Annotated in this window: 23 protein-coding genes and 2 tRNA genes; 15 read left to right on the forward strand and 10 right to left on the reverse strand. The window is 66.6% G+C overall.

Annotation, left to right across the window (positions count from 1 at the left end; all coding sequences use genetic code 11):
- Window positions 1-119 precede the first annotated feature (119 nt).
- Window positions 120-196, forward strand: a tRNA-Asp gene (locus EDC64_RS18045).
- A gap of 65 nt (window positions 197-261) precedes the next feature.
- Here the strand turns inward: EDC64_RS18045 and EDC64_RS18050 are convergent.
- From EDC64_RS18050 to EDC64_RS18060, 4 genes are all read right to left on the reverse strand, one after another.
- Window positions 262-2661: a hypothetical protein gene (locus EDC64_RS18050; RefSeq protein ID WP_132033957.1), complete on the reverse strand. Its 2400-nt coding sequence runs from the start codon at window positions 2659-2661 to the stop codon at window positions 262-264.
- 177 nt (window positions 2662-2838) lie between these two features.
- On the reverse strand, window positions 2839-3048 hold the full coding sequence (locus EDC64_RS18055; RefSeq protein WP_132033959.1) for a hypothetical protein: 210 nt from the start codon (window positions 3046-3048) through the stop codon (window positions 2839-2841).
- A gap of 80 nt (window positions 3049-3128) precedes the next feature.
- The gene (locus EDC64_RS23600; RefSeq protein WP_165933811.1) at window positions 3129-3275 is read right to left on the reverse strand and encodes a hypothetical protein; all 147 of its coding nucleotides are present in this window, start codon (window positions 3273-3275) and stop codon (window positions 3129-3131) included.
- A 72-nt stretch (window positions 3276-3347) separates the two neighbouring features.
- Window positions 3348-4433: an alpha-hydroxy acid oxidase gene (locus EDC64_RS18060; RefSeq protein WP_245504772.1), complete on the reverse strand. Its 1086-nt coding sequence runs from the start codon at window positions 4431-4433 to the stop codon at window positions 3348-3350.
- 122 nt (window positions 4434-4555) lie between these two features.
- On the opposite strand from EDC64_RS18060, the gene EDC64_RS18065 reads away from it, so the two are divergent.
- Window positions 4556-5230 carry a DUF6766 family protein gene (locus EDC64_RS18065; RefSeq protein WP_132033961.1) on the forward strand — a complete coding sequence of 225 codons (675 nt, stop codon included), beginning with the start codon at window positions 4556-4558 and terminating at the stop codon, window positions 5228-5230.
- A 65-nt stretch (window positions 5231-5295) separates the two neighbouring features.
- Window positions 5296-5859, forward strand: a complete 564-nt coding sequence (locus EDC64_RS18070) for a type 1 glutamine amidotransferase domain-containing protein (protein ID WP_132033963.1) — start codon at window positions 5296-5298, stop codon at window positions 5857-5859.
- 61 nt (window positions 5860-5920) lie between these two features.
- On the opposite strand, the gene EDC64_RS18075 is transcribed toward EDC64_RS18070, so the two are convergent.
- Entirely contained in the window at window positions 5921-6130 is a 210-nt protein-coding gene (locus tag EDC64_RS18075; protein ID WP_132033965.1) for a hypothetical protein, read from the reverse strand.
- A gap of 293 nt (window positions 6131-6423) precedes the next feature.
- Window positions 6424-6500 (reverse strand) — tRNA-His (locus EDC64_RS18080).
- 175 nt (window positions 6501-6675) lie between these two features.
- Between EDC64_RS18080 and EDC64_RS18085 the strand changes: the two genes are divergently transcribed.
- The gene (locus EDC64_RS18085; protein ID WP_132033967.1) at window positions 6676-7635 is read left to right on the forward strand and encodes an AEC family transporter; all 960 of its coding nucleotides are present in this window, start codon (window positions 6676-6678) and stop codon (window positions 7633-7635) included.
- Window positions 7636-7647: 12 nt separating this feature from the next.
- Here EDC64_RS18085 and EDC64_RS18090 read toward each other — a convergent pair whose 3' ends face one another.
- Window positions 7648-8832 (reverse strand): UbiH/UbiF family hydroxylase, encoded by a 1185-nt coding sequence (locus EDC64_RS18090; protein WP_132033969.1) that lies wholly within the window; start codon window positions 8830-8832, stop codon window positions 7648-7650.
- A gap of 168 nt (window positions 8833-9000) precedes the next feature.
- Here EDC64_RS18090 and EDC64_RS18095 point away from each other — a divergent pair, with 168 nt between their 5' ends.
- The 9 genes from EDC64_RS18095 (at window position 9001) to recO (ending at window position 17893) form a co-directional block, all read left to right on the forward strand.
- Window positions 9001-9975: a quinone oxidoreductase family protein gene (locus tag EDC64_RS18095; RefSeq protein WP_132033971.1), complete on the forward strand. Its 975-nt coding sequence runs from the start codon at window positions 9001-9003 to the stop codon at window positions 9973-9975.
- A 124-nt stretch (window positions 9976-10099) separates the two neighbouring features.
- A complete protein-coding gene (locus EDC64_RS18100) occupies window positions 10100-12313 on the forward strand; it encodes a RelA/SpoT family protein (RefSeq protein ID WP_132033973.1) in 2214 nt (737 codons plus the stop codon).
- A 28-nt stretch (window positions 12314-12341) separates the two neighbouring features.
- Window positions 12342-13115 carry a pyridoxine 5'-phosphate synthase gene (locus EDC64_RS18105; protein WP_132033975.1) on the forward strand — a complete coding sequence of 258 codons (774 nt, stop codon included), beginning with the start codon at window positions 12342-12344 and terminating at the stop codon, window positions 13113-13115.
- A complete protein-coding gene (gene acpS, locus EDC64_RS18110; protein ID WP_132033977.1) occupies window positions 13112-13519 on the forward strand; it encodes a holo-ACP synthase in 408 nt (135 codons plus the stop codon). Before EDC64_RS18105 ends, acpS begins: the two co-directional genes overlap by 4 nt.
- A gap of 23 nt (window positions 13520-13542) precedes the next feature.
- Window positions 13543-14418 carry a hypothetical protein gene (locus EDC64_RS18115; protein ID WP_132033979.1) on the forward strand — a complete coding sequence of 292 codons (876 nt, stop codon included), beginning with the start codon at window positions 13543-13545 and terminating at the stop codon, window positions 14416-14418.
- A gap of 282 nt (window positions 14419-14700) precedes the next feature.
- Window positions 14701-15453, forward strand: coding sequence for a signal peptidase I (gene lepB, locus EDC64_RS18120; RefSeq protein ID WP_132033981.1), 753 nt, complete (start codon window positions 14701-14703; stop codon window positions 15451-15453).
- A gap of 36 nt (window positions 15454-15489) precedes the next feature.
- Window positions 15490-16200, forward strand: a complete 711-nt coding sequence (gene rnc, locus EDC64_RS18125) for a ribonuclease III (protein ID WP_132033983.1) — start codon at window positions 15490-15492, stop codon at window positions 16198-16200.
- A complete protein-coding gene (gene era / locus EDC64_RS18130; protein WP_132033985.1) occupies window positions 16197-17126 on the forward strand; it encodes a GTPase Era in 930 nt (309 codons plus the stop codon). Before rnc ends, era begins: the two co-directional genes overlap by 4 nt.
- Window positions 17127-17131: 5 nt before the next feature.
- Complete coding sequence (gene recO, locus EDC64_RS18135; protein WP_132033987.1) at window positions 17132-17893, forward strand: DNA repair protein RecO; 762 nt, start codon at window positions 17132-17134, stop codon at window positions 17891-17893.
- On the opposite strand, the gene EDC64_RS18140 is transcribed toward recO, so the two are convergent.
- Window positions 17848-18198, reverse strand: a complete 351-nt coding sequence (locus tag EDC64_RS18140; protein WP_132033989.1) for a hypothetical protein — start codon at window positions 18196-18198, stop codon at window positions 17848-17850. The two genes, recO and EDC64_RS18140, sit on opposite strands and share 46 nt — an antisense overlap.
- 304 nt (window positions 18199-18502) lie before the next feature.
- On the opposite strand from EDC64_RS18140, the gene parC reads away from it, so the two are divergent.
- Both parC and EDC64_RS18150 read left to right on the forward strand, forming a co-directional pair.
- Window positions 18503-20740: a DNA topoisomerase IV subunit A gene (gene parC / locus EDC64_RS18145; protein WP_132033991.1), complete on the forward strand. Its 2238-nt coding sequence runs from the start codon at window positions 18503-18505 to the stop codon at window positions 20738-20740.
- A 108-nt stretch (window positions 20741-20848) separates the two neighbouring features.
- Window positions 20849-22645 (forward strand): chloride channel protein, encoded by a 1797-nt coding sequence (locus tag EDC64_RS18150; RefSeq protein ID WP_132033993.1) that lies wholly within the window; start codon window positions 20849-20851, stop codon window positions 22643-22645.
- Between the two features lie 102 nt (window positions 22646-22747).
- Here the strand turns inward: EDC64_RS18150 and EDC64_RS18155 are convergent, their stop codons facing one another.
- Window positions 22748-23413, reverse strand: a complete 666-nt coding sequence (locus EDC64_RS18155) for a MarC family protein (protein WP_132033995.1) — start codon at window positions 23411-23413, stop codon at window positions 22748-22750.
- Window positions 23410-24201: an arginyltransferase gene (locus EDC64_RS18160; RefSeq protein WP_132033997.1), complete on the reverse strand. Its 792-nt coding sequence runs from the start codon at window positions 24199-24201 to the stop codon at window positions 23410-23412. The genes EDC64_RS18155 and EDC64_RS18160 overlap by 4 nt, the downstream gene beginning before the upstream one ends.
- Window positions 24202-24274 lie beyond the last annotated feature (73 nt).

Below are 24274 nucleotides of genomic sequence, written 5' to 3' on the forward strand. Positions count from 1 at the left end.
GTCCGACCGCCGCGCCGGGTTTTGCACAGGGTCCGGTGAAAGCCGCTTGGGTCGCTTGACTTGCGGGGAAGCGGGCCTTATCACCCGCCATCTCGACGCGCCGCTCGCCGGCCGCGTTTGGGGGTGTAGCTCAGTTGGTTAGAGCGCCGGCCTGTCACGCCGGAGGTCGCGGGTTCGAGCCCCGTCACTCCCGCCACTCCTTCCGACTTGCCTTCCGCCCGTCGATGAGTCTGCCGTCCGGCGGACAAACGCGGAAAGATTTCATCCACGGAAGGGAAGTTTGATCCCGAGGGTTCCGAAAATCCGGCTTGCGTAAGAGATGCCGCCCGATACTGAGGGCGCTGCCGCGCTAACAGCTTGTCCCCGGGCTTTAGGTGATGCGGCGGGAATCGATGCCCCGGCCACCACGGCCTTGCCTCCTTCGCGCAGGGCTCGGGGACCCGCCAGCATTATTTGAAAATAGATCGAACTCAGCCGATTGGCCATGTTCCACGCGGCGACTGAGGGATCGCCTTGATGGCGCTGCAGGTAGTGCCACACACTGCGACCGACGCGGTCCCGGTCGATCGTTTCAGTACGGATGAGAAAGTTCAATGCCGCCATGGCGATCCGATCGCGGTCCTGAACAAGCGAATCGTGTTTCCGACGGTAAGCCGCCTGCTCCTCCTCATTCTGAAACGGCTCGATCCGCACCGTCTGTCGTTTCTGAGCCTCGATCCATTTGGTTCGGTCGGTCGAACCCGCAACGGTAAGTCCATTGAGGAACTGAGACATGGGAGACGTTTGAGGCGACAGCTGACCATACTCCGTGTTGTCGTCCTGCGAAGCATAGCGATGAGCCGCCAGCACCGGGTTCATCAAGGCCATCATTTCGAACTGAACACGTGCTCCTTTAAACTCACGAAAGGTCGACATCTTTGCCTTGAAGAGACTTTTTGACATAAGTGGGCCGAGTTCAGGTTCGCGATAGTCGCACCTGATTTGATCTGAAAAATGAATTCCATTGCGAAAGAATAGATAAAAATTCTCAAATGATTCGAGGGGTGTTCTTCCTGGAATTTTAGACATTTCATTCAAAAATAGGTCTTTTATCGTATTTTGTGCGCCAGGAAAATCGGCTATGAAGTGAGTGTAATGTAGTATAAAATATTTTTCGACAAACTCTTCAAGTGTTTTTGTGTCAATGTATTTGTCAAAATGTTTTCTAGAATAATATGCGCGAGCACATATTTCCCCATATGCTCCGGTCACTCTAACGGAGTTCCGTATATTTTGACGAGCTATATCGGGTGTGTAGGCATAGGATTGGCCGATTTTATGACTCATTGAATCGGAAAGAAGAGAGTCGTTTCGGCTTTTTTCAATATGTCGATTGCAGTCATCGTAAGTATAGGCGTAGAGACTATTAAGTGAGAGGGCGATTTCTAAATCTGCCGGTTCTGCGGGGGTCTCTCGGGCGCTAATCCTAACTCGATCTTTGTCATGGGTTGTATTCGTGAGCGCGGCATAGACCAGGCGGCTGTCGAGCCCGCCCGTCAGGTCAAATATCACGGTTTTAAATCCGGGATGCGCCAGGATCGCTCCGACGTTCTCGATTAGTTCGGCCTTCGCATCGTTCAAGTGACGCAAATGTTCGCTAGGCGAATATTCGAGCTCGCTGCGAAGCATGGAGTAAAGGCCGGTTGGCTCAAGGACGGCGTGTCCTGCTCTCAGGCGCAGGCGGTGGTCGACCGGCAAAAGGGACGCGCCCTCGATTTCCATTTCGCTTGAAAAATTCTGTAGGAGAGGCTGCAGGTCGATGCAGGAAAGGGTAGCTTCGACCTTTCTTTTATTTACGGAGCCAGTCAGGCCCATCGCATTGATGAGTATCAACAAGAGATGGTAACGATTTGAGGCGATGGCGACTTTAGATCGAACGAAATAATATATCTTTCCAACGCCAAAAAAATCAGATCCGGCGATGCATTCGCATCGCCGCGTGTCACAGTCGAGATAGGTATAAGTCCCGACCGCGCCTCCCGTTGCCGCTAATTTCGCCTCGGCTGCTTGCTCACCTCCAAAATACAGCGTCCCTTTCGAGAAGGCGCTCCCGGAAAACAGGAACGGATTATCTCTTTGCTCGCTGCCAGGCCGGGAGACGACGCCCAGCACGCCCTTGCGTGTCGTTGCGACCGACATCGTCAACCCCAGTGCCGAAAGGCAGTCGGGAACGGTCGCAAGATGGTCGGGCGCGTCAGGTGCCAAAGATATTGCTGCAAATTCGGAATACGGGCGAGCGGATCTGCAATATTGAAGAGATGGGATTGCGCCGGAATCGTCGTTCACCAGGAACTTTGAAAACGCGAGCTTGTCGCTATCCGTTTGATACAGCGTGTAAGGTGAGCGCAGGACAGTATGGTGGGGAGGGGTCCAGACCGTGACCTGGACGAGATAAAGGCCACTCTCTGTAATCAACCACTCGCACTTTTGGCATTCGGTCCAATCCTGCGAGCGACGGTAAATTCTGCCGTCTTTGATAAGAAACCAGAGCAGGCCACGGATCTCGCCGTCGCGGGAGACCAGTCGCCCCCTCACAACGCCGTTGCTGCGTGTAACCTCAAGGTAGGAATCAACAGTCTCTTGCGCGCACGACTCATGCTCTTCGCCGATTGGCCGCTTCATTCTCCGCCCCGCGGGCTTTAGGTCCGGTTGTAATGACCTTAAGGGACGCAGAGAGGGTGTGGCAATTCAAAGTTGCGGAGACTGTTCCGTTCTAGCGGGCGCGTGGTGTGGCTCAAAAAAAAGCCATCCGACCTTCTGTGGGCGGAGGAGGGCATAAGGGTGCAAGTCAGGAAATATTTAATTGCCGGGCACGCTCCCATTCACGGTCTCGCCCCCGTCATTCGGAGGCCCTGATCGCTCCTCCTTTCGCGCGATCAGCGTGCGCAGGTGCTCGATCTCCCCCGTCAGGCGGCGGATTTCGGCGAGGGCGTCGATCCGCTGTTGGAGAATCTCCTCATAGGAGCACCAGGCCGGTGACGTCTGGAGACGGTCGATCAGGTCCGCCATTCGCCGCCTCGTTCGCGGGGGGGCGCGGGGCCGGGCCCCCCGGGTCGATCTTTGGTCCGCGCCGCGTCCCGGGTCGGGGATCACCGGCCCGGCGGGTCGACCTTCATGCCGTTCGGGCCGACTTCGATCTGCAGCGTGTTCCGATCTTTCTCATAGGCTTGATAGGCATAGACCCCGCCGCCGACAAGGATCACGGCGATGATGGCGTAAAGCACAGATTTCGGCATGGTCACGTCTCCGTTTCGCGTGACAAACGCGAGCGTGGCCGCACGGGTTCCATGCCGGGGCGAGGCGCAATGTCACGCCGTCCAGAGGACCGAGCCGTCGATCTCGTCGAGCCGGGCGCATCCGGTGACCGCCATCGCCACTTCCAGCTCGGCGCGCAGAAGGTGGACGGCGTGGGCGACCCCGACCGCGCCGGCCGCCGCGAGGGCATGCACGTAGGGCCGGCCGATCAGCACCGCCGTCGCGCCGCGCGCCAGCGCCTTGACGATGTCGGTGCCGCGCCGGATGCCGCCGTCCAGCAGAAGGGGAATTTCGCCCCGCGTCGCGTCGGCGATGGCGGGGAGCGCGTCGATGGTGGCGGGGAGGGTATCGAGGATCCGCCCGCCGTGATTCGACACGATCAGCCCCTGCGCCCCCGCCTCGACCGCGCGCCGGGCATCGCCAGGCGCGAGGATCCCCTTCAGCACGATCGGCAGATCGCTGAGGCCCCGCAGCCAGGCGAGATCGTCCCAGGTGGGGGCGCCCGAGAGGAAGCCGGAGAAGAGCGGGCTGTCACCGACCGCGGCCGGTGCGTCGCGCCGCGCCGCCATGCCTTTCAGATTAACCGCCTCGACGCCCGGCGGCAGATGGAACCCGGCGCGCTGCTCGCGGTTGCGCAGGCTGGCGGGGGCATCGACCGTGACCACCAGAGCGCGGTAGCCGGCGGCAACGGCGCGCGCGACCAGATCGCGCGTGAAGGGGCGGTCGGGCTGGATATAAAGCTGGAACCAGAGCGGGGTGCTGGCGGCGGCGGCGATGTCTTCCAGCGCGATGCTGGCCTGGGTGCTGACGACAGCCGCCGCGCGGGCGGCGCCGGCGCCCTGGATCGCGGCGATCTCGCCCTCGGGATGGACCAGTTTCTGGAAGGCGACCGGGGCGAGCAGGATCGGATGGTCGAGCTCCAGCCCCAGGAGGCGGGTGCGGGTCGTCGCCCCGGACAGGTCGCGCAGCACCGCGCTGGTCAGGCGCAGACGGTCGAAGGCGGCGCGGTTCTCGCGCAACGTGATCTCGTCCGCAGCCCCGCCATTCACATAGGCTTCGGCGCGCGCCGTCATCCGCTCCAAAGCGAGGCGTTCATAATCGGCGAGGGCAACGGGGGGCGGCGAACTGGGGCGGGTCACGGGGCATCCGGGGCAGGGGGCTCCACTTTAGAGCGAGATCCGGCGCGGCGAAATCGCTTCGCGGCGTCGTGCCGCGCGGAACGAAGGCGGCACGGCGCGGTTGAGGGGACCGAGGTGATGTCATGTCTCCGGCCCGTGCCCGCCACTCCGCCCCGCCGCCGCGTCTCGGCCTCTCGCGATATGTGCGCGACAACGGCCTCACCTTGGTCCTCGGCGCCATCTTCCTCGCCAGCCTGGCCGGACATGTGCTGTCCGGCTGGAGCGCCCACAATGCCGATCTCGCCGAGCGGGGGCGCACGATGCTCGGCCTTCCCGCCTATCTCGGGAGCGGCGCCTTTCTCTCCAGCCTATTCGAGAATTGGGAGAGCGAATTCCTCCAGATGGCCGCCTATGTCGTGCTCACCGCGATTCTGTTTCAGCGCGGCTCGGCCGAATCGCGCGATCCGGACGCGCCGGACGATGCGCCCGGCGACCGGCCGCGGCCGGGGCTGGCTGGCTGGATCCACGCCCATCTGCTCGGCCTCGCGCTCGTCGCGCTGTTCCTGCTGTGCTTCCTGCTGCACTGGGTCTTCAGCACGCGCGACGCGATGGAGGAGGCGGCCATGAACGGCCTGGCCGGTCCCGCCTCGATGCTGGACCATCTGTTCGAGGCGCGCTTCTGGTTCGAGTCGTTTCAGAACTGGCAGAGCGAGTTCCTGTCGACCGCCGTGCTCGTCGTGCTGACGATCGTCCTGCGGCAGCGCGGCTCGCCGGAATCCAAGCCGCTCGATGCGCCCCGCGGGCAGACCGGAAAATAGGGAACCGGAGCGGGCAGGGGCCGTTGCCTTTTCGGGTGCTGGCGGGGCGCGAGGGAGATACCCGCATGACCGATATTCGCGAATCCCGCATTCTCATCATCGCCACCAACGGGTTCGAGCAGTCCGAGCTGATGGTGCCGCGCGACGACCTGCGCAAGGCCGGCGCGACGGTGGACGTCGCCTCGCAGGACGGCCAGCCGATCCGTGGCTGGGACATGAAGGACTGGGGCGAAACGGTGCCGGCCGATCTGAAGATCTCGGCTGTCGATCCGGCCCGCTACGATGCGCTCGTCCTGCCCGGCGGCCAGATCAATCCCGACGTGCTGCGGGCCGATCCCGAGGCGATGCGGGTGGTGAAGGCCTTTCTGGCGTCCGGCAAGCCGGTGGCGGCGATCTGCCATGCGCCCTGGCTTCTGATCGAGGCCGATGCCGTGCGCGGGCGCAACGTCACGTCCTATGCCTCGATCCGCAAGGATGTCGAGAATGCCGGGGGCAAATGGGTGGACAAAGAGGTGGTGACGGATCAGGGCCTGATCACCAGCCGGTCGCCGAAGGACCTGCCGGCCTTCGTCGCCAAGATTATCGAGGAGGTGGGTGAAGGCCGCCACGACCGCCGCAAGGTCGCCTGACGCGCACCGCCTGCCGGGTCGGCGCAGCCTCGAGGGGCGCGCCGGGCGGGGCTCGGGCCGATCAGGTCTTTTCGGCGCGCGCCCGGCGTCCGCGCTCGCGGGCGATCTGGACGCGCTCGCCTTCGGCCTTTTCCCGCGCTTCGCGCAAGGCCTTCAGGCGGGCCATCTTGGCGCGCGCCGCTTCCGCAGCTTGGTCGGCGGCGGAGGCGGGCGCTGCGGGGCGGCCCGCGAAGGCTGCCTCGGCGCGGGCCTTGATATCGTCGCTGGTCACATCCCGGTCCCTTCTCTCGGTCGCAGCATACCGCGCATTAGGTCCGATTCGCGGCGATTTGCGCGAGGCCCCGCGTCATTTTCGTGCTGGTGCGAGGGAAGGGGAGCGCAAAGCGCGGCCATCGTCGTGACGAAGGGATCCCGGCCGGAGACCCGGCTCGATCGGAAGGCGCCGGGATCAGCCGGTGGGCTGGCGCGCAGCCTGTCCGACGCCTGGGCCGGTATCCGAGGTGCGGCTCAGCGGGCCAAAGGGAGAGTCAGCGGTTTCGGGCCGACCGCGCGTGCGCGCCTGAATGGTACAGCTGGGTGGGCTCGAACCACCGACCTCCGGTTCCACAGACCGGCGCTCTAACCAACTGAGCTACAGCTGCATAGGGCATCCGGCGCTGGAGCGCCGGAGCGAGGGCGGAACCTAAACTGATGAGGGGGCGGTTTCAAGGGGGCCGCGGCACGCACAGTCCAGCCATGCGGCAAACTGGGGACGGCGCGCTTTCCTCGCCGTGCGGCGGGCTCTAACGTCGCGGCTCATCCTGCCAAAAGCGCCTCATGTCGGACCTTCTCGGCCTCGCCTTTCCCTTTTTCGGCCTGATCTTCCTCGGCTATGGCTGCGGGCGCTTCGCCCGCCTGCCGGAGGCCGGGCTCGCCTGGCTGTCCTTCTTCATCATCTATCTCGCGCTGCCGGCTCTGTTCTATCGCATCGTCGCGCAGACACCGTTCGCCGAACTGGCGAATCCCGGCTTCATCCTGGCCGCCGTCGTGTCGACCGCGGTGACGGCGGGCCTCGCCCTTGCGCTCGGCCTCTGGCTGCGGCGCGGGAATATCGGCGAGGCGGCGATCGCGACCACGGTCGGGGGCTATGCCAATGTCGGCTATATGGGCCCCGGCCTCACCCTCGCCGCGCTCGGCCAGGATGCGGCGACCCCGGCGGCCCTGATCTTCGCCTGTGACAGCGTGTTCTTTTTCACGCTGGTGCCGCTGCTCATGGCGCTGCGCACCGGCGGCGGCTCGATCGGGGCGACCCTTCTGCTGGTGGTGAAGCGCGTTCTCACCCACCCCTTCAACATCGCGACCCTGCTCGGGGTGCTCGCCGCCTATTTCGAGTTCCGGGCCCCGGGCGCCGTCGAGCGGATGCTGGATTATCTGAAGAACGCCGCCGCGCCCTGCGCCCTGTTCACGCTCGGCGTGACGGTCGCGCTGCGGCCGCTCGGCCGGGTGCCGAGCGAACTCGCGCCCTTGCTCGGGCTGAAGCTGCTGGTGCATCCGGTGATCGCCCTCGTGTCGCTGACCACGCTCGCGAGCGTATCGCGCAGCTGGGTGGAGACCGGGGTGCTGATGGCGTCGCTGCCGCCCGCGCTGAACTGCTTCATTCTGGCGCGGCAGTACAATGTCTATGTCGAGCAGGCGTCCGCCGCGGTGCTGCTGGGCACCGTCGCCTCGGTGGTGACGGTGACCGGCGTGCTCTATCTGCTCCAGCAGCATCTCCTGCCGCTCGGCGGGCTGTGGTGAGCCGCCGCGCGCTCAGGCGGCGCGCAGTCCGGCGCCGAGTCGCATCAAACCGCGCCGCAGCGGGCCGATCCGTTCCATGAGATAGAGCCCGAGGCCGCGCATGCCCTGAACCGGCAGGAGGTCGGAGAGGAGCGAGCGGTTCAGCACGTCCACCGCCGCCATGCGGGTCTCGATGTCGCGGCTGCGCGTGCCGGCATAGCGGGCAAGCAGCGGTTCCGCGCCGGGATCCCCCCCCGCCGCCACCGTCTCGCCCGCCAGCGCGACGATCGCGGCGGCATCGCGCAGACCGAGATTGAGGCCCTGGGCGCCGATGGGCGGCATGACATGGGCCGCCTCGGCGATCAGGACGAGGCGCGGCGCGATCAGGTGCTCGGCCGCCTCGGCGGCGAGCGGGAAGGCGCCCCGGCCGTCCTCCAATGTGAAGGCGCCGAGCAGCGAGCCCGCGCGGCGCTCCAATTCGCGGGCGAGCGCCGAAGGATCGAGGCCGAGGAGGCGAACCGCCGTCCGCTCGTCCACGACGCAGACGATGCTGGAGCGCAGGCCGGGCAGGGGGACGAGGGTGAAGGGCCCGGTCTCGCTGTGGAATTCGGTCGACACCTCCTCGTGCGGCCGGGTGTGGCGCACGGTGAAGGTGAGCGCGACCTGAGGATAGGCCCGGCTGCGCACGGCGATGCCGGCGGCCTCGCGAAGCCGCGAATGCCGCCCGTCCGCGGCGATGGCGAGGCGGGCGCGGATGCTGCCGCCATCATCGAGGCCGAGGACGATCTCGTCGGCCCCGGCCATCGCCTCCTCGACCGAGGCGGAGACGATCGTGAGGTTGGGCAAACCGCCGGCGGCCTCCCGCAGCACGCCGCGCAGGGCGTCGTTCTCGATGTTGTAGCCGAACGCCTCGAGCCCGATTTCGGCGGCGCGGAACAGGACTTCCGGCGCGCGCACCAGCCGGCGCGTGGCGTCGATGAGGCGCAGATCGCGCAGCGGCGCGGCGTGCGGCGCGAGCGCGTCCCACAGGCCGAGCCCGTCGAGAAACCGCACCGAGCCTTCCATCAGCGCCGTGGTGCGTGTGTCGGGACCGCGCGCCGGGCCGGTGACGAGCGCGGTCCGCACGCCCCTTTGGGCGAGGCCGATCGCGGTCGCCAATCCCGAGGGGCCTGCGCCGACCACCGCGACGTCGCATTGCCTGGGGTCCGAGGGTGCCATATCCGCCTCCTGCCGCGCGCCGGCCGCCTGATCCTTGATACCTCATGTAGGCATGCGCCGCCAAAGTGCGCCGTCCGGGTCCGCCGCGCCGTGCGATTTTGCGCGCGGCGGCTTGCCGCGTCCCGGCGAGCCCCTATCATCCGCGCGACATATCGGGAGACGACGCACATGGTTGGCATGGTTCGCATTCACAAATTCGGCGGTCCCGAGGCCCTTGTGCTCGAGGATGTCGATCTGCCGCCGCCGGGACCGGGCCAGGTGCAGATCCGGCACACCGCGATCGGCCTCAATTTCGTCGACACCTATTTCCGCTCCGGGCTTTATCGCGGTCCGGCGCTTCCCTTCGTCCTCGGCAATGAAGGGGCGGGCGTGGTGGTCGCCGTGGGGGACCACGTCAACGATTTCCATGTCGGCGACCGGGTCGCCTATGCCACGGCGACCGGCTCCTATAGCGAGGCGCGCAACATCGCCACCAACATGCTGGTGCATCTGCCCGCGGCGATCGACGACCGCACGGCCGCGGCGATGATGCTGAAGGGCATGACCGCGCAATATCTGGTCCGCAAGACGCACGAGGTGAAGCCGGGCGAGACCGTGCTGATCCAGGCGGCGGCCGGCGGCGTCGGCCTTCTGCTGTCGCAATGGGCGCATGCGCTCGGTGCAAAAGTGATCGGCACGGTCGGCAGCAAGGCCAAGGCGGACCTCGCTTATGCCAATGGCTGCGACGAGGTGATCCTCTATCGCGACGAGGATTTCGTGCAGCGGGTCAAGGAGATTACCGGCGGCAAGGGATGCGACGTCGTGTATGACGGCGTCGGGCAGGACACCTATCCCGGCTCGCTCGACTGCCTCAAACCGCGTGGCCTGTGGGTCACGTTCGGCAATGCCTCGGGGGCGATCCAGAATTTCGACCTTCTTCTGCTGTCGCAGAAAGGCTCGCTCTATGCGACGCGGCCCACCCTCAACACCCACATCTCCACGCGCGAGGACCTCTACGCGACCGCCAACGACCTGTTCGAGATGGTGCTGAAGGGGGCGGTGAAGATCCCGATTCACCAGACCTATCCGCTGAAGGACGTGGCGCGGGCGCACCGCGACCTGGAATCCCGGGCCACCACGGGCTCGACGCTCCTCATTCCTTGAGCACGGGAATCGGCCCGCGCGCTCACGCCATCTTGCGTGCCGGCCGCCACGGCATGATATCCTTGGTAAATTAGCAATTCGGGGGCGCTCCGCCCCTGTTCAATCCGCGGCGGTCCGTTCGGCCATGATGCGCCAGTACGAGCTCGTCGACCGCGTTCGCCGGTACAATCCCGACACCGACGAAGCGCTGCTCGACCGTGCCTATGTCTATGCCATGCGGGCGCATGGCACCCAGTTGCGCGCCTCCGGCGACCCGTATTTCTCGCACCCGCTCGAGGTCGCGGCGATCCTGACGGATCTCGAACTCGACGATGCGACCATCGTCGCCGCGCTGCTGCACGACACGATCGAGGATACCGGCGCCACCAAGGTCGAGATCGAGCGGCTGTTCGGCCGGCAGATCGCCGATCTGGTGGAGGGGCTCACCAAGATCAAGAAGCTCGACCTCGTTTCCAAGCAGGCCAAGCAGGCGGAGAATCTGCGCAAGCTGCTCCTGGCCATCGCCGACGACGTCCGGGTCCTGCTGGTCAAGCTCGCCGACCGGCTGCACAACATGCGCACGCTGAAATACGTGCCGCAGGAAAAGCGCGACCGGGTCGCCCAGGAAACTCTCGACATCTACGCTCCGCTCGCCGCGCGCATGGGCATGCAGGACATGCGCGAGGAGTTGGAGGATTTGTCGTTCCGCCAGCTCTCGCCCGAGGCCTATGGCTCGATCACCGCGCGGATGGCCGAATTGCGGGCGCGCAACGGCCCGCTGGTCGAGGAGATCGAACGCGAGCTGCAGCAGGAATTGACCTTGCGCGGGATCAAGGCGGTCGTGAAGGGGCGCGAGAAACGGCCTTATTCCATCTGGGGAAAGATGGAGCGCAAGGCGATCGGCTTCGAGCAATTGTCCGATCTGTACGGTTTCCGGGTGATCCTGGAGAGCGTCGAGGATTGCTACCGCGCTCTCGGCGTGGTGCACACCAAATGGCCGATCGTGCCGGGCCGGTTCAAGGACTACATCTCGACGCCGAAGCCCAACGATTACCGCTCGCTCCACACCACGGTCATCGGACCGAAGCGGCAACGGGTCGAATTGCAGATCCGCACCCAGGACATGGACGACATCGCCGAGTTCGGCATCGCCGCGCACGCGCTCTATAAGGACGAATCGGGGGCCCAGCCGATCATCCTGTCGAATGAAAGCCGGGCCTATGCCTGGCTGCGCAAGACCATCGAGAACCTCTCCCAGGGCCTCAGCCCGGAGGAGTTCCTTGAGCACACCAAGCTCGAATTGTTCCACGACCAGGTGTTCTGCTTCACCCCCAAGGGCCGGCTGATCGCCTTGCCGCGCCGCGCGACGCCGATCGATTTCGCTTATGCGGTCCACACCGATGTCGGCAATACCGCGGTCGGCTGCAAGATCAACGGCAGCATCGCGCCGCTCGTCTCCGAGCTGAAGAATGGCGACGAGGTGGAGATCATCACCTCGAAGGCCCAGACCCCGCCGGGGGCGTGGGAATCGATCGCCGTCACCGGCAAGGCGCGTGCGGCGGTGCGGCGCGCGACCCGGGCGGCGGTGCGCGCGCAATATGCCGGGCTCGGCCGCAAAATCGCCGAGCGGGCCTTCGCCCGTGCCGGCAAGGTGTTTTCCGAGGAAGCGATCGCCCGGGGCATGCCGCGGCTCGCCCGCACCTCGCTCGACGACGTGTTCTCGGCTGTGGGGCGGGGCGAGATCAAGACCGACGATCTGATCCGCGCGGTCGATCCCGACTGGAGCGCGCCACGCGCCGACGAGCGCGGCGGCCATCGGGCGCCCAATGGCGACGGCTGGTTCGAACTGAAGAAGGGGCAGAACCTCAAGTTCAAGATCCCCGATGGCGCCGAGGAGACGCATGGCGCGGCGATCCCGATCCGGGGCCCGCGCGGTGATCTGCCGGTGCGCTTCGCGCCGAACGGCGGTGCCGTGCCCGGCGACCGCATCGTCGGTATCCTGACCCCCGGGGAGGGGATCACGGTCTATCCGATCCAGTCGCGCGACCTGCAGAAATTCGAGGAGACGCCGGAGCGCTGGCTCGACGTCCGCTGGGACGTGGACGAACTCAGCGACGGACGCTTTCCCGCCCAGCTCCTCGTCACGGCCGTCAACGAGCCCGGCTCGCTCGCCCAGGTGGCGACCGCGATCGCCGAGCGCAACGGCAATATCGAAGGGATCGAGATGCGCTCGCGCTCGCCCGATTTCACCGAAATGCGGATCGATCTCGGCGTGTTCGACCTGCGGCATCTGAACGGCATCATGGCCGACCTGCGCAGTCGGGCGGTGGTCTCGAGCGTCGAGCGGTTGAACGGGTAGCGGCCCGCGATCACACAGGAGAAGGCCCATGCGCGGCGAACGGCCGGTGCGGCTCGGAGTGAACATCGACCATGTGGCGACGCTGCGCAATGCGCGCGGCGGCGCCCATCCAGATCCGGTTCGGGCGGCCCTCGCCGCGCAGGCGGCCGGGGCCGACGGCATCACCGCGCATCTGCGCGAGGATCGCCGCCACATCCGCGACTCCGACATCGCGCGGCTGAAGGCCGAGGTGCCGCTGCCGCTGAATTTCGAGATGGCCGCGACCGACGAAATGGTGGCGATCGCGCTGCGCACGCGTCCCCATGCCTGCTGCCTGGTTCCGGAGCGGCGGGAGGAGCGCACCACCGAAGGCGGCCTGGACGCGGCGGGACTGCTCGCCGATCTCGGGCGCAAGGTCGCGGCGCTGAAGGCGGCGGGGATCCGCGTCTCGCTGTTCATTGCCCCGGAGGCCGACCAGATCGCCGCCGCGGCCGCGCTCGGCGCCGATATCGTCGAACTCCATACCGGGGCATGGTGCGAGCACCGCGGGGCGGGCGCGGACGCGGCGGCCGAAGCCGAGTTCAAGAGGCTCACCGACGGCGCGGCCCGCGCCGCGGCGCACGGGCTCGAAGTCCATGCCGGCCACGGGCTCGATTTCGCAGCGGCCGAGAAGGTCGCAGCCCTGCCTGAGATCGTCGAACTCAATATCGGGCATTTTCTGATCGGCGAGGCGGTTTTCGACGGCCTCGATTCGGTCGTGCGGCGGATGCGCGCGTGCATCGCGCGGGGACGCGGGACCCTGACGCTCGAGGATGTCGCATGATCATCGGCCTCGGGACGGATCTTTGCGACGCGCGCCGCATCGCCAATTCGATCGAGCGCTTCGGCGATCGCTTCCTCGACCGGATCTTCACGCCGGCCGAGCGTGCCAAGGCCGACCGGCGCGCGCGGCGGGCCGAGACCTATGCCAAGCGCTTCGCTGCCAAGGAGGCGTGCGCCAAGGCGCTGGGCACCGGCTTCAGCCGGGGCGTGTTCTGGCGCGACATGGGCGTCGTGAACCTGCCGTCCGGGAAACCGACCCTTCAGCTGACAGGTGGCGCTGCGGCACGACTTGCCGCCATGCTTCCGCCTGGATATGACGCCCACATCGAACTGAGCCTCACCGATGAGGGACCGCTCTGCGCCGCTTATGTGATCATCAGCGCGGAACCAAGCCGGCAAGAATGAGGCTCCGACCGGAGCCGCCACGGGTGAGCCGTTTCAAATTCCGCGACGCCCTCTTTTCCGGACGGGCGCAGCAGGAGCTCTTCCACCTGCGCTACGTGCTGCTGGACGCGATCCACGATCGCCGGGCCAGCCCCGACCAGGTTGCGGCGGTCGCCGCGCTGCGCGCGCAGAGCCACACCCTCGTCGCCTTCACCATCGCCTACAACGTGCCGGGGGCGCTCGCGCTGCTTTCGGACGGCATGGCGCGTTTCCTGCCGGAGACCCCACTCGTGGTCTGCGACAATTCCGACGATCCGGCAGCGGCAGACGCGATCCGCCGGTTCAGCGTGGCAGCCGGCCGGATCTATTGCCGTGTGCCGCGGGCGCCCTTGGTGAAGCGCCATTCCTCCCGGTCGCACGCATCCGCGCTCAACTGGGTCCTGCACAATCTGATCATCCCGTCCGGAGTGCGCCGCTTCGCGACCCTCGATCACGATCTCGTTCCGCTCGCCCCGGACGACCTCTCCGCCCGCATCGCCGATCAGCCCTGCTATGGCTATGTCCAGCACGGCGCGCGCTCGCGGGCCTGGTATCTCTGGCCGGGCTACGCGATCTTCGATCTCGACCGGATCCCCCGGGGCAAAGTCAATTTCGGCGCCGACCGCATGCTCGGCCTCGACACCGGCGGGCGCATGTGGACCAGTCTCTACCGGCATATGGACGAAACCGAATTCGTGCCCGCCGACGTGCGCCCCGGCTTCGTCCCAGGCATCGAGCGAGCCCGCCCCCACCAGATTTTCGACAATTGGTTCCATATCGGCGGGGTCAGCTACCGCGGGGCGCAATTCGATGCGGTCGGCGTGATGCGTGCCTGCTTCGACGCCGATCCGGATGGCCTGCTCGCGTCGACGCGGGTGTGAGGGGACAGCCGGCGGCATTCCGTTGCCCGCTCCCGATCAAGCGTTTATAGAGGCGCGACCGCACGGTCCGCCGCTCGGCCGCCGCGGCCGCGCGTTCCGATCGTGCGCCGTCGCGGCAAGGCCCTCGGCGGATTGGCGAAGTGGGCGCCGATGGAGGTTAAGGCCGTGTCGTTCCGACCCGACCGAAGCGTCCGTCTCGACCTTGAGTGAACAGGCCGCGGTGCCCGACCTGCTTGCGATGCAGCCGATCGGCGCGTGCGTGCGGGACGGACCGGACAGAGCATGACAGCCAGCAGCGACTCCAAGAAGGAAGGCGGTTTTCTCGAAACCGTCCGCGTCATCGTCCATGCGCTGCTGATCGCGCTGGTGATCCGCACCCTCCTGTTCCAGCCCTTCAATATCCCCTCGGGCTCGATGAAGGACACGCTGCTGATCGGCGACTATCTCTTCGTGTCCAAGTTCAGCTACGGCTATTCGCGCTATTCCATCCCGTTCTCGCCCAACCTGTTCGCGGGCCGCCTCTTCGGCGCGCCGCCGGAGCGGGGCGACGTCGTGGTGTTCAAGCTGCCGAAAGACAACGAAACCGACTACATCAAGCGCGTCGTCGGCATGCCGGGCGACCGGATCCAGATGATCAACGGCGTCCTCAACATCAATGGCGTGCCGGTCAAGCGCGAGCGGCTCGGCGACGTGATGGAGGATGACGGGTCGGGCCGCATCGTCCCCGTGAAGCGCTATCGCGAGACCTTGCCGAACGGCGTTTCCTACGAGACCCTCGATATCGTCGAAAACGGCTTCTACGACAACACCCAGGTCTACAACGTGCCGGACGGCCATTATTTCATGATGGGCGACAACCGTGACAATTCCGCGGACAGCCGGGTGCTGAGCCAGGTCGGCTACGTTCCGTTCGAGAATCTGATCGGCAAGGCGCAGATCATCTTCTTCTCGGTCGACGACCACGCGGCGGCCTGGCAGGTCTGGCTGTGGCCCTGGACGGTGCGCTGGTCGCGCCTGCTGACCTGGGTGCGCTGAGATGGGCGCGCCGAGCCGGGTTTCCCCGAGGCCGCGATGGGCTTGAGCGCGGCGGATCTCGCAGCGCTCGAAGCGCGCATCGGCCATGTGTTCACGGACCGCAGCCTGATCGAACTCGCGCTGACCCATATCAGCGCGGTCAAGGGCGACGCGCCGCGCCTGCGCTCGTACCAGCGGCTGGAGTTTCTCGGCGACCACGTTCTCGGCAGCATCGTCTCGCATATGCTGTTCGCGGCCTTCCCGATCGCGGAGGAGGGCGAACTGTCGCGCCGCCTGGCGGATCTGGTCCGCGAAGAGGCGTGCGCCGAGGTGGCCGAGGCGATGGATCTCGGGACGGTTCTTCTGATCGGCGCCGGCGAGGCGCAGGCGGGGGGGCGCAAACGGCGGACCATCCTCGCCGACATTGCGGAAGCGGTGGTCGCGGCGGTCTATCTCGACGGCGGATACGCGGCCGCGCATCGGGTGGTGGAGCGGTTCTGGCGCCCGCGCCTGGAGGCGCCGCGCCGGCCGCTGCGCGATCCCAAGACCGTGCTTCAGGAATGGGCGCAGGCGCGCGGCCTGCCGCCGCCGCTGTATCGCGAAGTGTCGCGGTCGGGGCCGGACCATGCGCCGCGCTTTTTGATCTGCGTCGAACTGCCCGGCCTGAAGACGACCGAGGCGGCAGGACCCTCCAAGCAGGAGGCGCAGAAGGCGGCCGCCGCGGCCTTTCTCGCGCGCGAAGGGGTGAGCGAGGAGACACCGCCATGAACGAAGACACGCAGGCACCGGCCGGCGAGGCGACACGCTGCGGCTTCGTCGCCCTGCTCGGCGCGCCCAATGCCGGAAAATCGACCCTCACCAATGCCATGGTCGGGACCAAAGTGTCGATCGTGTCGCACAAGGTGCAGACGACGCGCGCGGTGGTGCGCGGCATCCTGATCGAAGGCGCGGCGCAGGTGATCCTGGTGGACACGCCGGGCATCTTCTCGCCGCGCCGTCGCCTCGAACGGGCGATGGTCTCGACCGCCTGGACCAGCGCCGCCGATGCCGACCTCGTCGCGCTGCTGATCGATGCCAAGCGGGGGATCGATCCCGATATCGAGGCACTGCTCGCCCCGCTCGCCGAGGTGCGCCGGACACGGGCGCTGATCCTGAACAAGATCGACCAGATCCGCCGCGACACTTTGCTGGCGCTGACCACGCAATTGACGGAGCGGCTGGCGTTCGACCGCGTCTTCATGATCTCGGCCCTGACGGGGGACGGCGTCGACGATCTGAAGTCGTGGCTCGCAGCACAGGTGCCGGCCGGTCCCTGGCTCTATCCCGAAGACCAGATCACCGATGCGCCCATGCGCATGCTCGCGGCCGAAGTGACGCGGGAAAAGCTGTATCTGCGCCTGCACGACGAATTGCCTTATCGCTCCACGGTCGAGACCGAAAGCTGGAAGGAATTGCGCGACGGCTCGATCCGGATCGAGCAGACGATCTATGTCGAGCGGGAAACCCAGCGCAAGATCGTGCTCGGCAAAGGCGGCGCGACCATCAAGGCGATCTCGACGGAGGCCCGGGCGGAGATCGCCGAGATCACCGAGCAGAAGGTCCACCTGTTCCTGTTCGTGAAGGTGCGCGAAAACTGGGCCGACGATCCCGAGCGCTATCGCGAGATGGGCCTGGACTTTCCCCGCGGAGGCTAGCGGCGGTGGAGTGGACCGACGAGGGCATCGTCACCGGCGTGCGGCGGCACGGGGAGGGCAGCGCCATTGTCGAATTGCTCACCCGCGAGCGGGGGCGGCACGCCGGTCTGGTGCGCGGTGGCCTGTCGCGCCGGCTCGCGCCTCTGCTCCAGCCGGGCAACCGGCTCCATATCGTGTGGCGGGCGCGGATCGACACGCAGCTCGGCCAATATACCGTCGAGCCGGTGCGGCTGCGGGCGGACGCGCTCATGCGGACGCGCCACGCCGCCTATGGCATCAGCCACATCACGAGTCTGGTGCGCCTGCTCGCGGAACGCGATCCCCATCCCGGCTTGTTCGGTGTGCTCGATGCGGTGCTCGATGCATTCGACGCACCGGGCGATGCGGCGATCCTGTTGGCACGGTTCGAAATGGCCATGCTGACGGAACTTGGGATCGGCCTCGATCTCACCCGCTGCGCCGCGACCGGGTCACGGGAGGATCTGATCTATGTGTCTCCGAGGACGGGCCGTGCGGTCAGCGCCGGGGCGGGCGCCGCACTCGCGGACCGCCTGTTGCCGCTCCCCAGCTTTCTCATCGCCAGCCAGGTTCGACCTACCCCGGCCGAACTCGCGGCGGCCTTCCGGCTGACGGGCTATTTTCTCAGCCGCCGGATCCTCGAACCGCGCGGGCTCGCCCTCTCGGACGCCCGCGCGGCCTTCATCGCAGCCATGGCGGACGATCAGTTGAACCCGAAGGTGAAACCCGGCCGCGGCGGCGGGGCATAATATCCGCGCCGGGGCGGCGGCGGGGCATAGCCCTGGCGATAGCCGGGACGCGGACCATTCCAGTTGCGGCCGCGCGGCGGGCCGACCCACACATTGCGGCAGCGATTGGTCACGACGCGGCGGCCATTGACCCAACGGCTGGTCGGCTTGCACACACGGCGCCACGCCACGTCCTGTGCTTGGCTGGTGATCTGCACCCCGTTCAGGGGATTGGTTGGGGCCAGGGGCATGGCATTGGCCGGGCTCGCCAGCGCGACAAGCCCAAGGGCGCCCGCACCCCATAAAGCAACGAAAAGACGTTTCATACCGCTCACTCCCGTGAGAGCCATCATCGGCGCAATTCAGCGCCGGCTCGGAAGGTGAAACGCTCGAACGTCACTGTTATGTTCCCGAGAGAACTCAAACATTAAATCGCCGTATGGCGGCAGGTGCCGCGCTACGGGCGAGTTGAACATGCGTTCAGATGTGTGAATCGAAGCGGTTTCTGCGTTCATTCTTAAGGCGGCGCGAAGGCTGAAGCTCGACAAAGCTGTGCACAGGGCCGGCAGGCCCGCCATGACGGGGCGGCCGCGCTTGTGCGGCGCAGCCGGGCGCGCTACTCGACAGCGCATGGCCACCCGCACGAATCCGCCCGGAGACGGCGCCGTTGAGCCGGTCGAACTGAAGACCGCGCTTGAAGAGCGCTACCTGGCCTACGCCCTCTCCACCATCATGCACCGCGCGCTGCCCGACGCGCGCGACGGGTTGAAGCCGGTCCATCGGCGGATTCTCCATGCGATGCGACAGCTTCGGCTCGATCCGGGGCAGGGGTTCAAGAAATGCGCCCGCGTCGTCGGCGACGTGATCGGCAAGTTCCACCCGCACGGCGATCAGGCCGTCTATGATGCCTTGGTGCGGCTCGCCCAGGATTTCGCCCAGCGTTATCCTCTGGTCGACGGGCAGGGAAATTTCGGCAATGTGGACGGTGATAATGCCGCCGCCATGCGCTACACCGAGGCGCGTCTCACCGACATTGCGAGCCTCCTGCTCGAGGGGATCGACGAGGACGCGGTCGATTTCCGTCCGACCTATGACGGCTCGGAGGAAGAGCCCGCGGTCCTGCCGGCGGCGTTCCCGAACCTGCTCGCCAACGGGTCCCAGGGCATCGCGGTCGGCATGGCGACCTCGATCCCGCCGCACAATGCGGCCGAACTGCTGGACGCGGCGCTTCATCTCCTCGACCATCCCGCCGCGCCGGCCTCCGATCTGCTCCAATTCGTGCCGGGTCCCGATTTTCCGACCGGCGGCATCCTGATCGAGGATCCCGTCGGCATTGCCGAGGCCTATGCCACCGGGCGAGGCTCGTTCCGGGTGCGGGCGCGCTGGCATCGCGAGGAGAGCGGGCGCGGCACCTATCTCGTGGTGGTAACGGAGATTCCCTATGGCGTGCCGAAATCGCGCCTGGTGGAGAAGATCGCCGAGCTTCTCACCGACAAGAAGCTCCCTTTGCTGGCCGACGTGCGCGACGAAAGCGCGGAGGATATCCGGCTGGTTCTCGAACCGCGCGCCCGCACCGTCGATCCCGAAGTGCTGATGGAAAGCCTGTTCAAGCTCACCGAGCTGGAGGCACGCGTTCCGCTCAATATGAACGTGCTGGTGCGCGGGCAGATTCCGCGCGTGCTTTCGCTCGCCGATGCGCTGCGGGAATGGCTGGCGCATCGCCGCGACGTCCTGCTGCGCCGTTCGCGGCACCGTTTGGCGGAAATCTCCCGGCGGCTCGAAGTTTTGGCCGGGTATCTCATCGCCTATCTCAACCTGGACGAGGTGATCCGCATCATCCGCGAGGAGGACGAACCGAAGGCGGTGATGATCGCCACGTTCTCGCTCACCGATTTCCAGGCCGAAGCGATCCTCAATATGCGCCTGCGTTCGCTGCGGCGCCTGGAGGAAATGGAAATCCGCAAGGAGCACGACGCGCTCACCAAGGAGAAAGACAAGCTCGACCGTCTGATGGCCTCAGAGGCGGCGCAGTGGCGGACCATCGGCAAGCAGATCCAGAAGGTGCGGGCCGATTACGGGCCGGAGACCGATCTCGGACGCCGCCGCACGAGCTTCGCCCCCGTGCCCGAAATCCGCGAGGACGCCTTCACCGAGGCGCTGGTCGAGCGAGAGCCGATCACCGTGGTCGTGACCGAGAAGGGGTGGATCCGGGCCTTGAAGGGCCATGTCCAGGACCTCTCGACCCTCCAGTTCAAGGGCGAGGACCGGCTTTCCCACGCATTCTTCACCGAAACCACTGCAAGGATCCTGGTCTTCGCCTCGAACGGGCGGTTCTATGCGCTCGAAGCCGCCAAACTTCCCGGCGGACGCGGCCATGGCGAGCCGATCCGGCTGATGGTGGAACTGGAGCAGGACGCCGAGATCGTCCGCGTGTTCGCGCACCAGCCGGGCGGCAAGCTTCTCGTCGCGAGCAAAGAGGGACGGGGCTTCGTGGTCGGCGAGGACGAGTGCCTCGCCAACACCCGCAAGGGCAAGCAGGTTCTGACCGTCGACGCGCCGGACCGGGCCCACGCCGCGGTCTCGGCGCGGGGCGATACGGTCGCGGTGATCGGCGACAACCGCAAGCTGGTGCTGTTCCCGCTCGCCCAGGTGCCGGAAATGGTGCGCGGCCGCGGCGTGCGGCTGCAGCGCTACCGCGACGGCGGGCTCTCCGACCTCAAGGTGTTCACCCGCGCCGACAGTCTCACCTGGGAGGATACGTCGGGGCGGACCTGGACGGTGACCGACCTGCTGGAATGGCAGGGTGAGCGCGCCTCGTCCGGCCGGCTTCCACCGAAGGGTTTCCCCCGGAACAACAGGTTCGGCTGAGCCCGCGACAGTCGATCTCGGGACGCGGATCGACATCGCCGCGTGACCGGGGCACAAGCGGGAAGGGGCCGGATCGACGCGAGTCCGGCGGAGCAAGCGGGACGCGGCATGCAGCCGGAGGCGCGCGAAGAGGTCTTCGAAGTCGCCCCGCGCGAGGCCGGGCGCGCCGCGATCATCCGTCTGCTCGGCCGCTTCACCCTGCGCAGCGAAGTCCGGCTCATGGTGCTCGCCTGCCTGGTCGGCGCGCTGGCCGGGACGGGCGCGACCTTCATGAGCATCGTCGCCCATGCGATGCACGAAGTGCTGTTCCGAACCGGCCCCGGCGGCTTTCTCAGCATCGTGCCGGATCTCTCATCGCCTTATATGTATTTCATCCCCGCCGCGGGCGGCCTCTTGCTCGGCCTTCTCGGGCTGCTGATCAAGCGCTATCGGCCGAAGCCCGTGATCGATCCGATCGAGGCGAATGCGCTGGAGGGCGGGCGCATGTCTCTCACCGACAGCGTCATCCTTTCGAGCCAAACCGTTCTGGGCAACGGATTCGGCGCCTCCGTGGGCATGGAGGCGGGCTATACCCAATGGGGATCGGGGGTCGCCTCGGCGATCGGCCAGAAGCTCGGGCTGAACCGGGCCGATCTGCGGATCCTGGTCGGCTGCGGTGCGGCGGGGGGGATCGCGGCCGCGTTCCACGCACCGCTCGCCGGCGCCTTCTATGCCTTCGAGCTGATCATCGGCGTCTATGCCATTCCCAGCGTCGCGCCGGTGATGGGGGCGGCCTTGTTGGGCTATTTGTGCGCCGGCGCCCTCGGCGCGGTCGGCACGCCGATCGTCATCCCCCATGTGCCGCACATCGGGCCGGCGGACTATCTGCCGTTCATTCTGCTCGGACTGGTCGGGGCGCTGGTGGCGATCGCCATCATGCGGCTGATGACGCTGATCGAGCAGGGGTTCCGTCGCACCGGCATCCCGGCCGCGCTGCGCCCCATGGTGGGCGGGCTGGCGGTCGGCGCGCTGGCGGTGCTCTCGCCCCAGGTGCTTTCGAGCGGCGAGGCCGCGATCCATATCCAGGTCGGGACGACCGTCACCCTCGCGGTGCTCGGCGTGCTCCTCCTGAAGATCTTGGCGGCCGCTTTCTCGCTCGGCTCGGGTTTTCGCGGCGGCCTGTTCTCGGCAGCCCTTTTCATGGGCGTGCTGCTCGGCAAGCTGTTCGCTGCCGCCGCCGCGTTCGTGGCGCCGGCGCTTCATGTCGACCCGGTGATCTCGGGCGTGGTCGGCATGGCGGCCCTCGCGGTCGGCATCGTCGGCGGGCCGGTGACGATGACGTTTCTCGTCCTGGAGGCCACGTCCAATCTCGCGATCACGGGCCTGGTGCTCACCGCGGCCATCATGTCCTCGCTGACCGTGCGCCTTGCTTTCGGCTATTCCTTTTCCACATGGCGGCTGCATCTGCGCGGCGAAAGCATCCGCGGCGCTTTCGATGTCGGCATTCTGCGTGCCTTGACCGTGGGCCGGCTGATGACGCGCGATCCGCCGATATGTCCCGTGGCGGGGCGGGTCGGCGAATTGCGGGCGCGTTTCGCGTCGGCGCCACCGCGCGTGGTGGTGCTGGTGGACGGCGCGGGCGGCTATGCCGGACTGGTGCGCCTGCTCACGCTCCAGGGCGTCGCCGACGATGCCCCCCTGGCCGACCATCTCCTGTGCCGCGACCGGGTGCTGCATCCCGGGATGCGGATCGAGGAGGCGATCCGCCAGTTCGAGGGCGCCGGCACGCCGATTCTCACTGTGGTCGCCGAGGATGGGTCGGGCAGGGTGATCGGCATGCTGGACGAGGCCGAGGCGCTCCACGCTTATGCCCAGGCGCTCGAGGATCAGCGGCGCGGCATCGCCGGGGAGGAGCCGGTGCGGTGAACGGCGCGGCGTCGAAAACCCCGGGACGTCCTCGTGACGTGGCCACAGCCGGCGGGCTCGGAACGCCGATCCTGGTATCTCTCAGGTGAAGAATAAACCTGATCAGCGCGGCGGCAGGCTCTCGATCAGCCCGCTGATGCCGACCCACATGATCTGCATGCCGATGCACAGCAGGATGAAGGCGAACAGGCGCACCAGGATGTTGGTGCCGTTTTGCCCGAGCACCCGCTCGATGTCGCCGGCATAGCGATAGGCGACATAGATCGTCGCCGATACCGCAAAGAGGCCGAGAAGCGCCGCCGCCGCTGCAATCGCCCCCTCGGCATAAGTGCTGTCGTGGATCGAGCCTTGCGCGCCCAGGGCGACCGCGGTGGCGATCGATCCCGGACCGACCGTGAGCGGCATGGTGATGGGATAGAAGCTCTGACCCTCGATCTGGGCGATGTCGATCGTGTGCGCGGCGGCACGTTCCGGATTGGAATTGCCCTGGTGCAGAAGCTGCCAGCCGACAAAGGTCACGACCAGTCCGCCCGCCACCCGCAGGACCGGCAGGCTGATGCCGAAGAAGGTCAAAACGTGGGAGCCGACCAGCATCGAGCCGACCAAGAGAACGAGGCCGTAGATCGCCACCTTGCGGGCCATGGCGGCGCGTGTCTCAGGCGGCACGCCGCGCGTCATCTGATAGAAGATCGGCGCCCCGCCCAGCGGGTTCACGACCGGAAACAGAGCGGCGAACACCGCCAGGAAAATGTTGAAGGCCTGGGTCATTCCACGTCCGGCGCGCCCGTCGTCTCCGCCTGCGGCGATCCGGTGTCGAATCGCTCCCAGCCGTGGGGGGAGAGGCGCTCCTGCGGCAGGAAGCGCCGCTTATAATCCATCTTCCGCGAGCCGTGCACCCAATAGCCGAGATAGACGTAAGGCAGGCCCATCTGGCGTGCGCGGGCGATGTGATCAAGAATCAGGAATGTGCCGAGCGAGCGGCTCGGAATGTTCGGATTGTAGAAGGAATAGACCATCGACAGCCCGTCGGCGAGAATGTCGGTCAGGGCCACTGCGAACAGATCGCCTGTGCCCTTGCCGTTGATCCGGCTGTCGGGGCCGCGGCGGCGATACTCGATCAGCCGGGTCTGGACATGGGTGTCTTCGACCATCATGGCATAATCGAGCACACTCATGTCCGCCATGCCGCCTGAACCGTGGCGGGCCGCGACATAGGCGCGGAACAGAGCATATTGCTCGGATGTCGGGCCGGGCTGGCGCAGCGTGCCGATCAGGTCCTCATTGGCCTGCAACACCCGGCGGAAGCTTCGGTTCTCGCGGAAGTCGTCGGCGCAGATGCGCACCGACACGCAGGCCCGGCAGCCCTCGCACGCGGGACGGTAGGCGATCGACTGGCTGCGGCGGAACCCGCCTTGGGTCAGAACGTCGTTGAGCGAGGTCGCCCGCTCGCCCACCAGATGCGTAAAGACCTTCCGCTCCTCGCGCCCGGGCAGATACGGGCAGGGCGAGGGGGCGGTCAGATAAAACTGCGGCGTGTCGCGCGAATGCTCGGTCACGGCACAAAAACCCCGGCGCCTTCAGGCTCGCGAAGGCAGTCTGCCAGCATCGCTCCCGGCCACGAGTCGGTCA

Source organism: Aquabacter spiritensis (assembly GCF_004346185.1).
Taxonomy (GTDB): Bacteria; Pseudomonadota; Alphaproteobacteria; order Rhizobiales; family Xanthobacteraceae; genus Aquabacter; species Aquabacter spiritensis.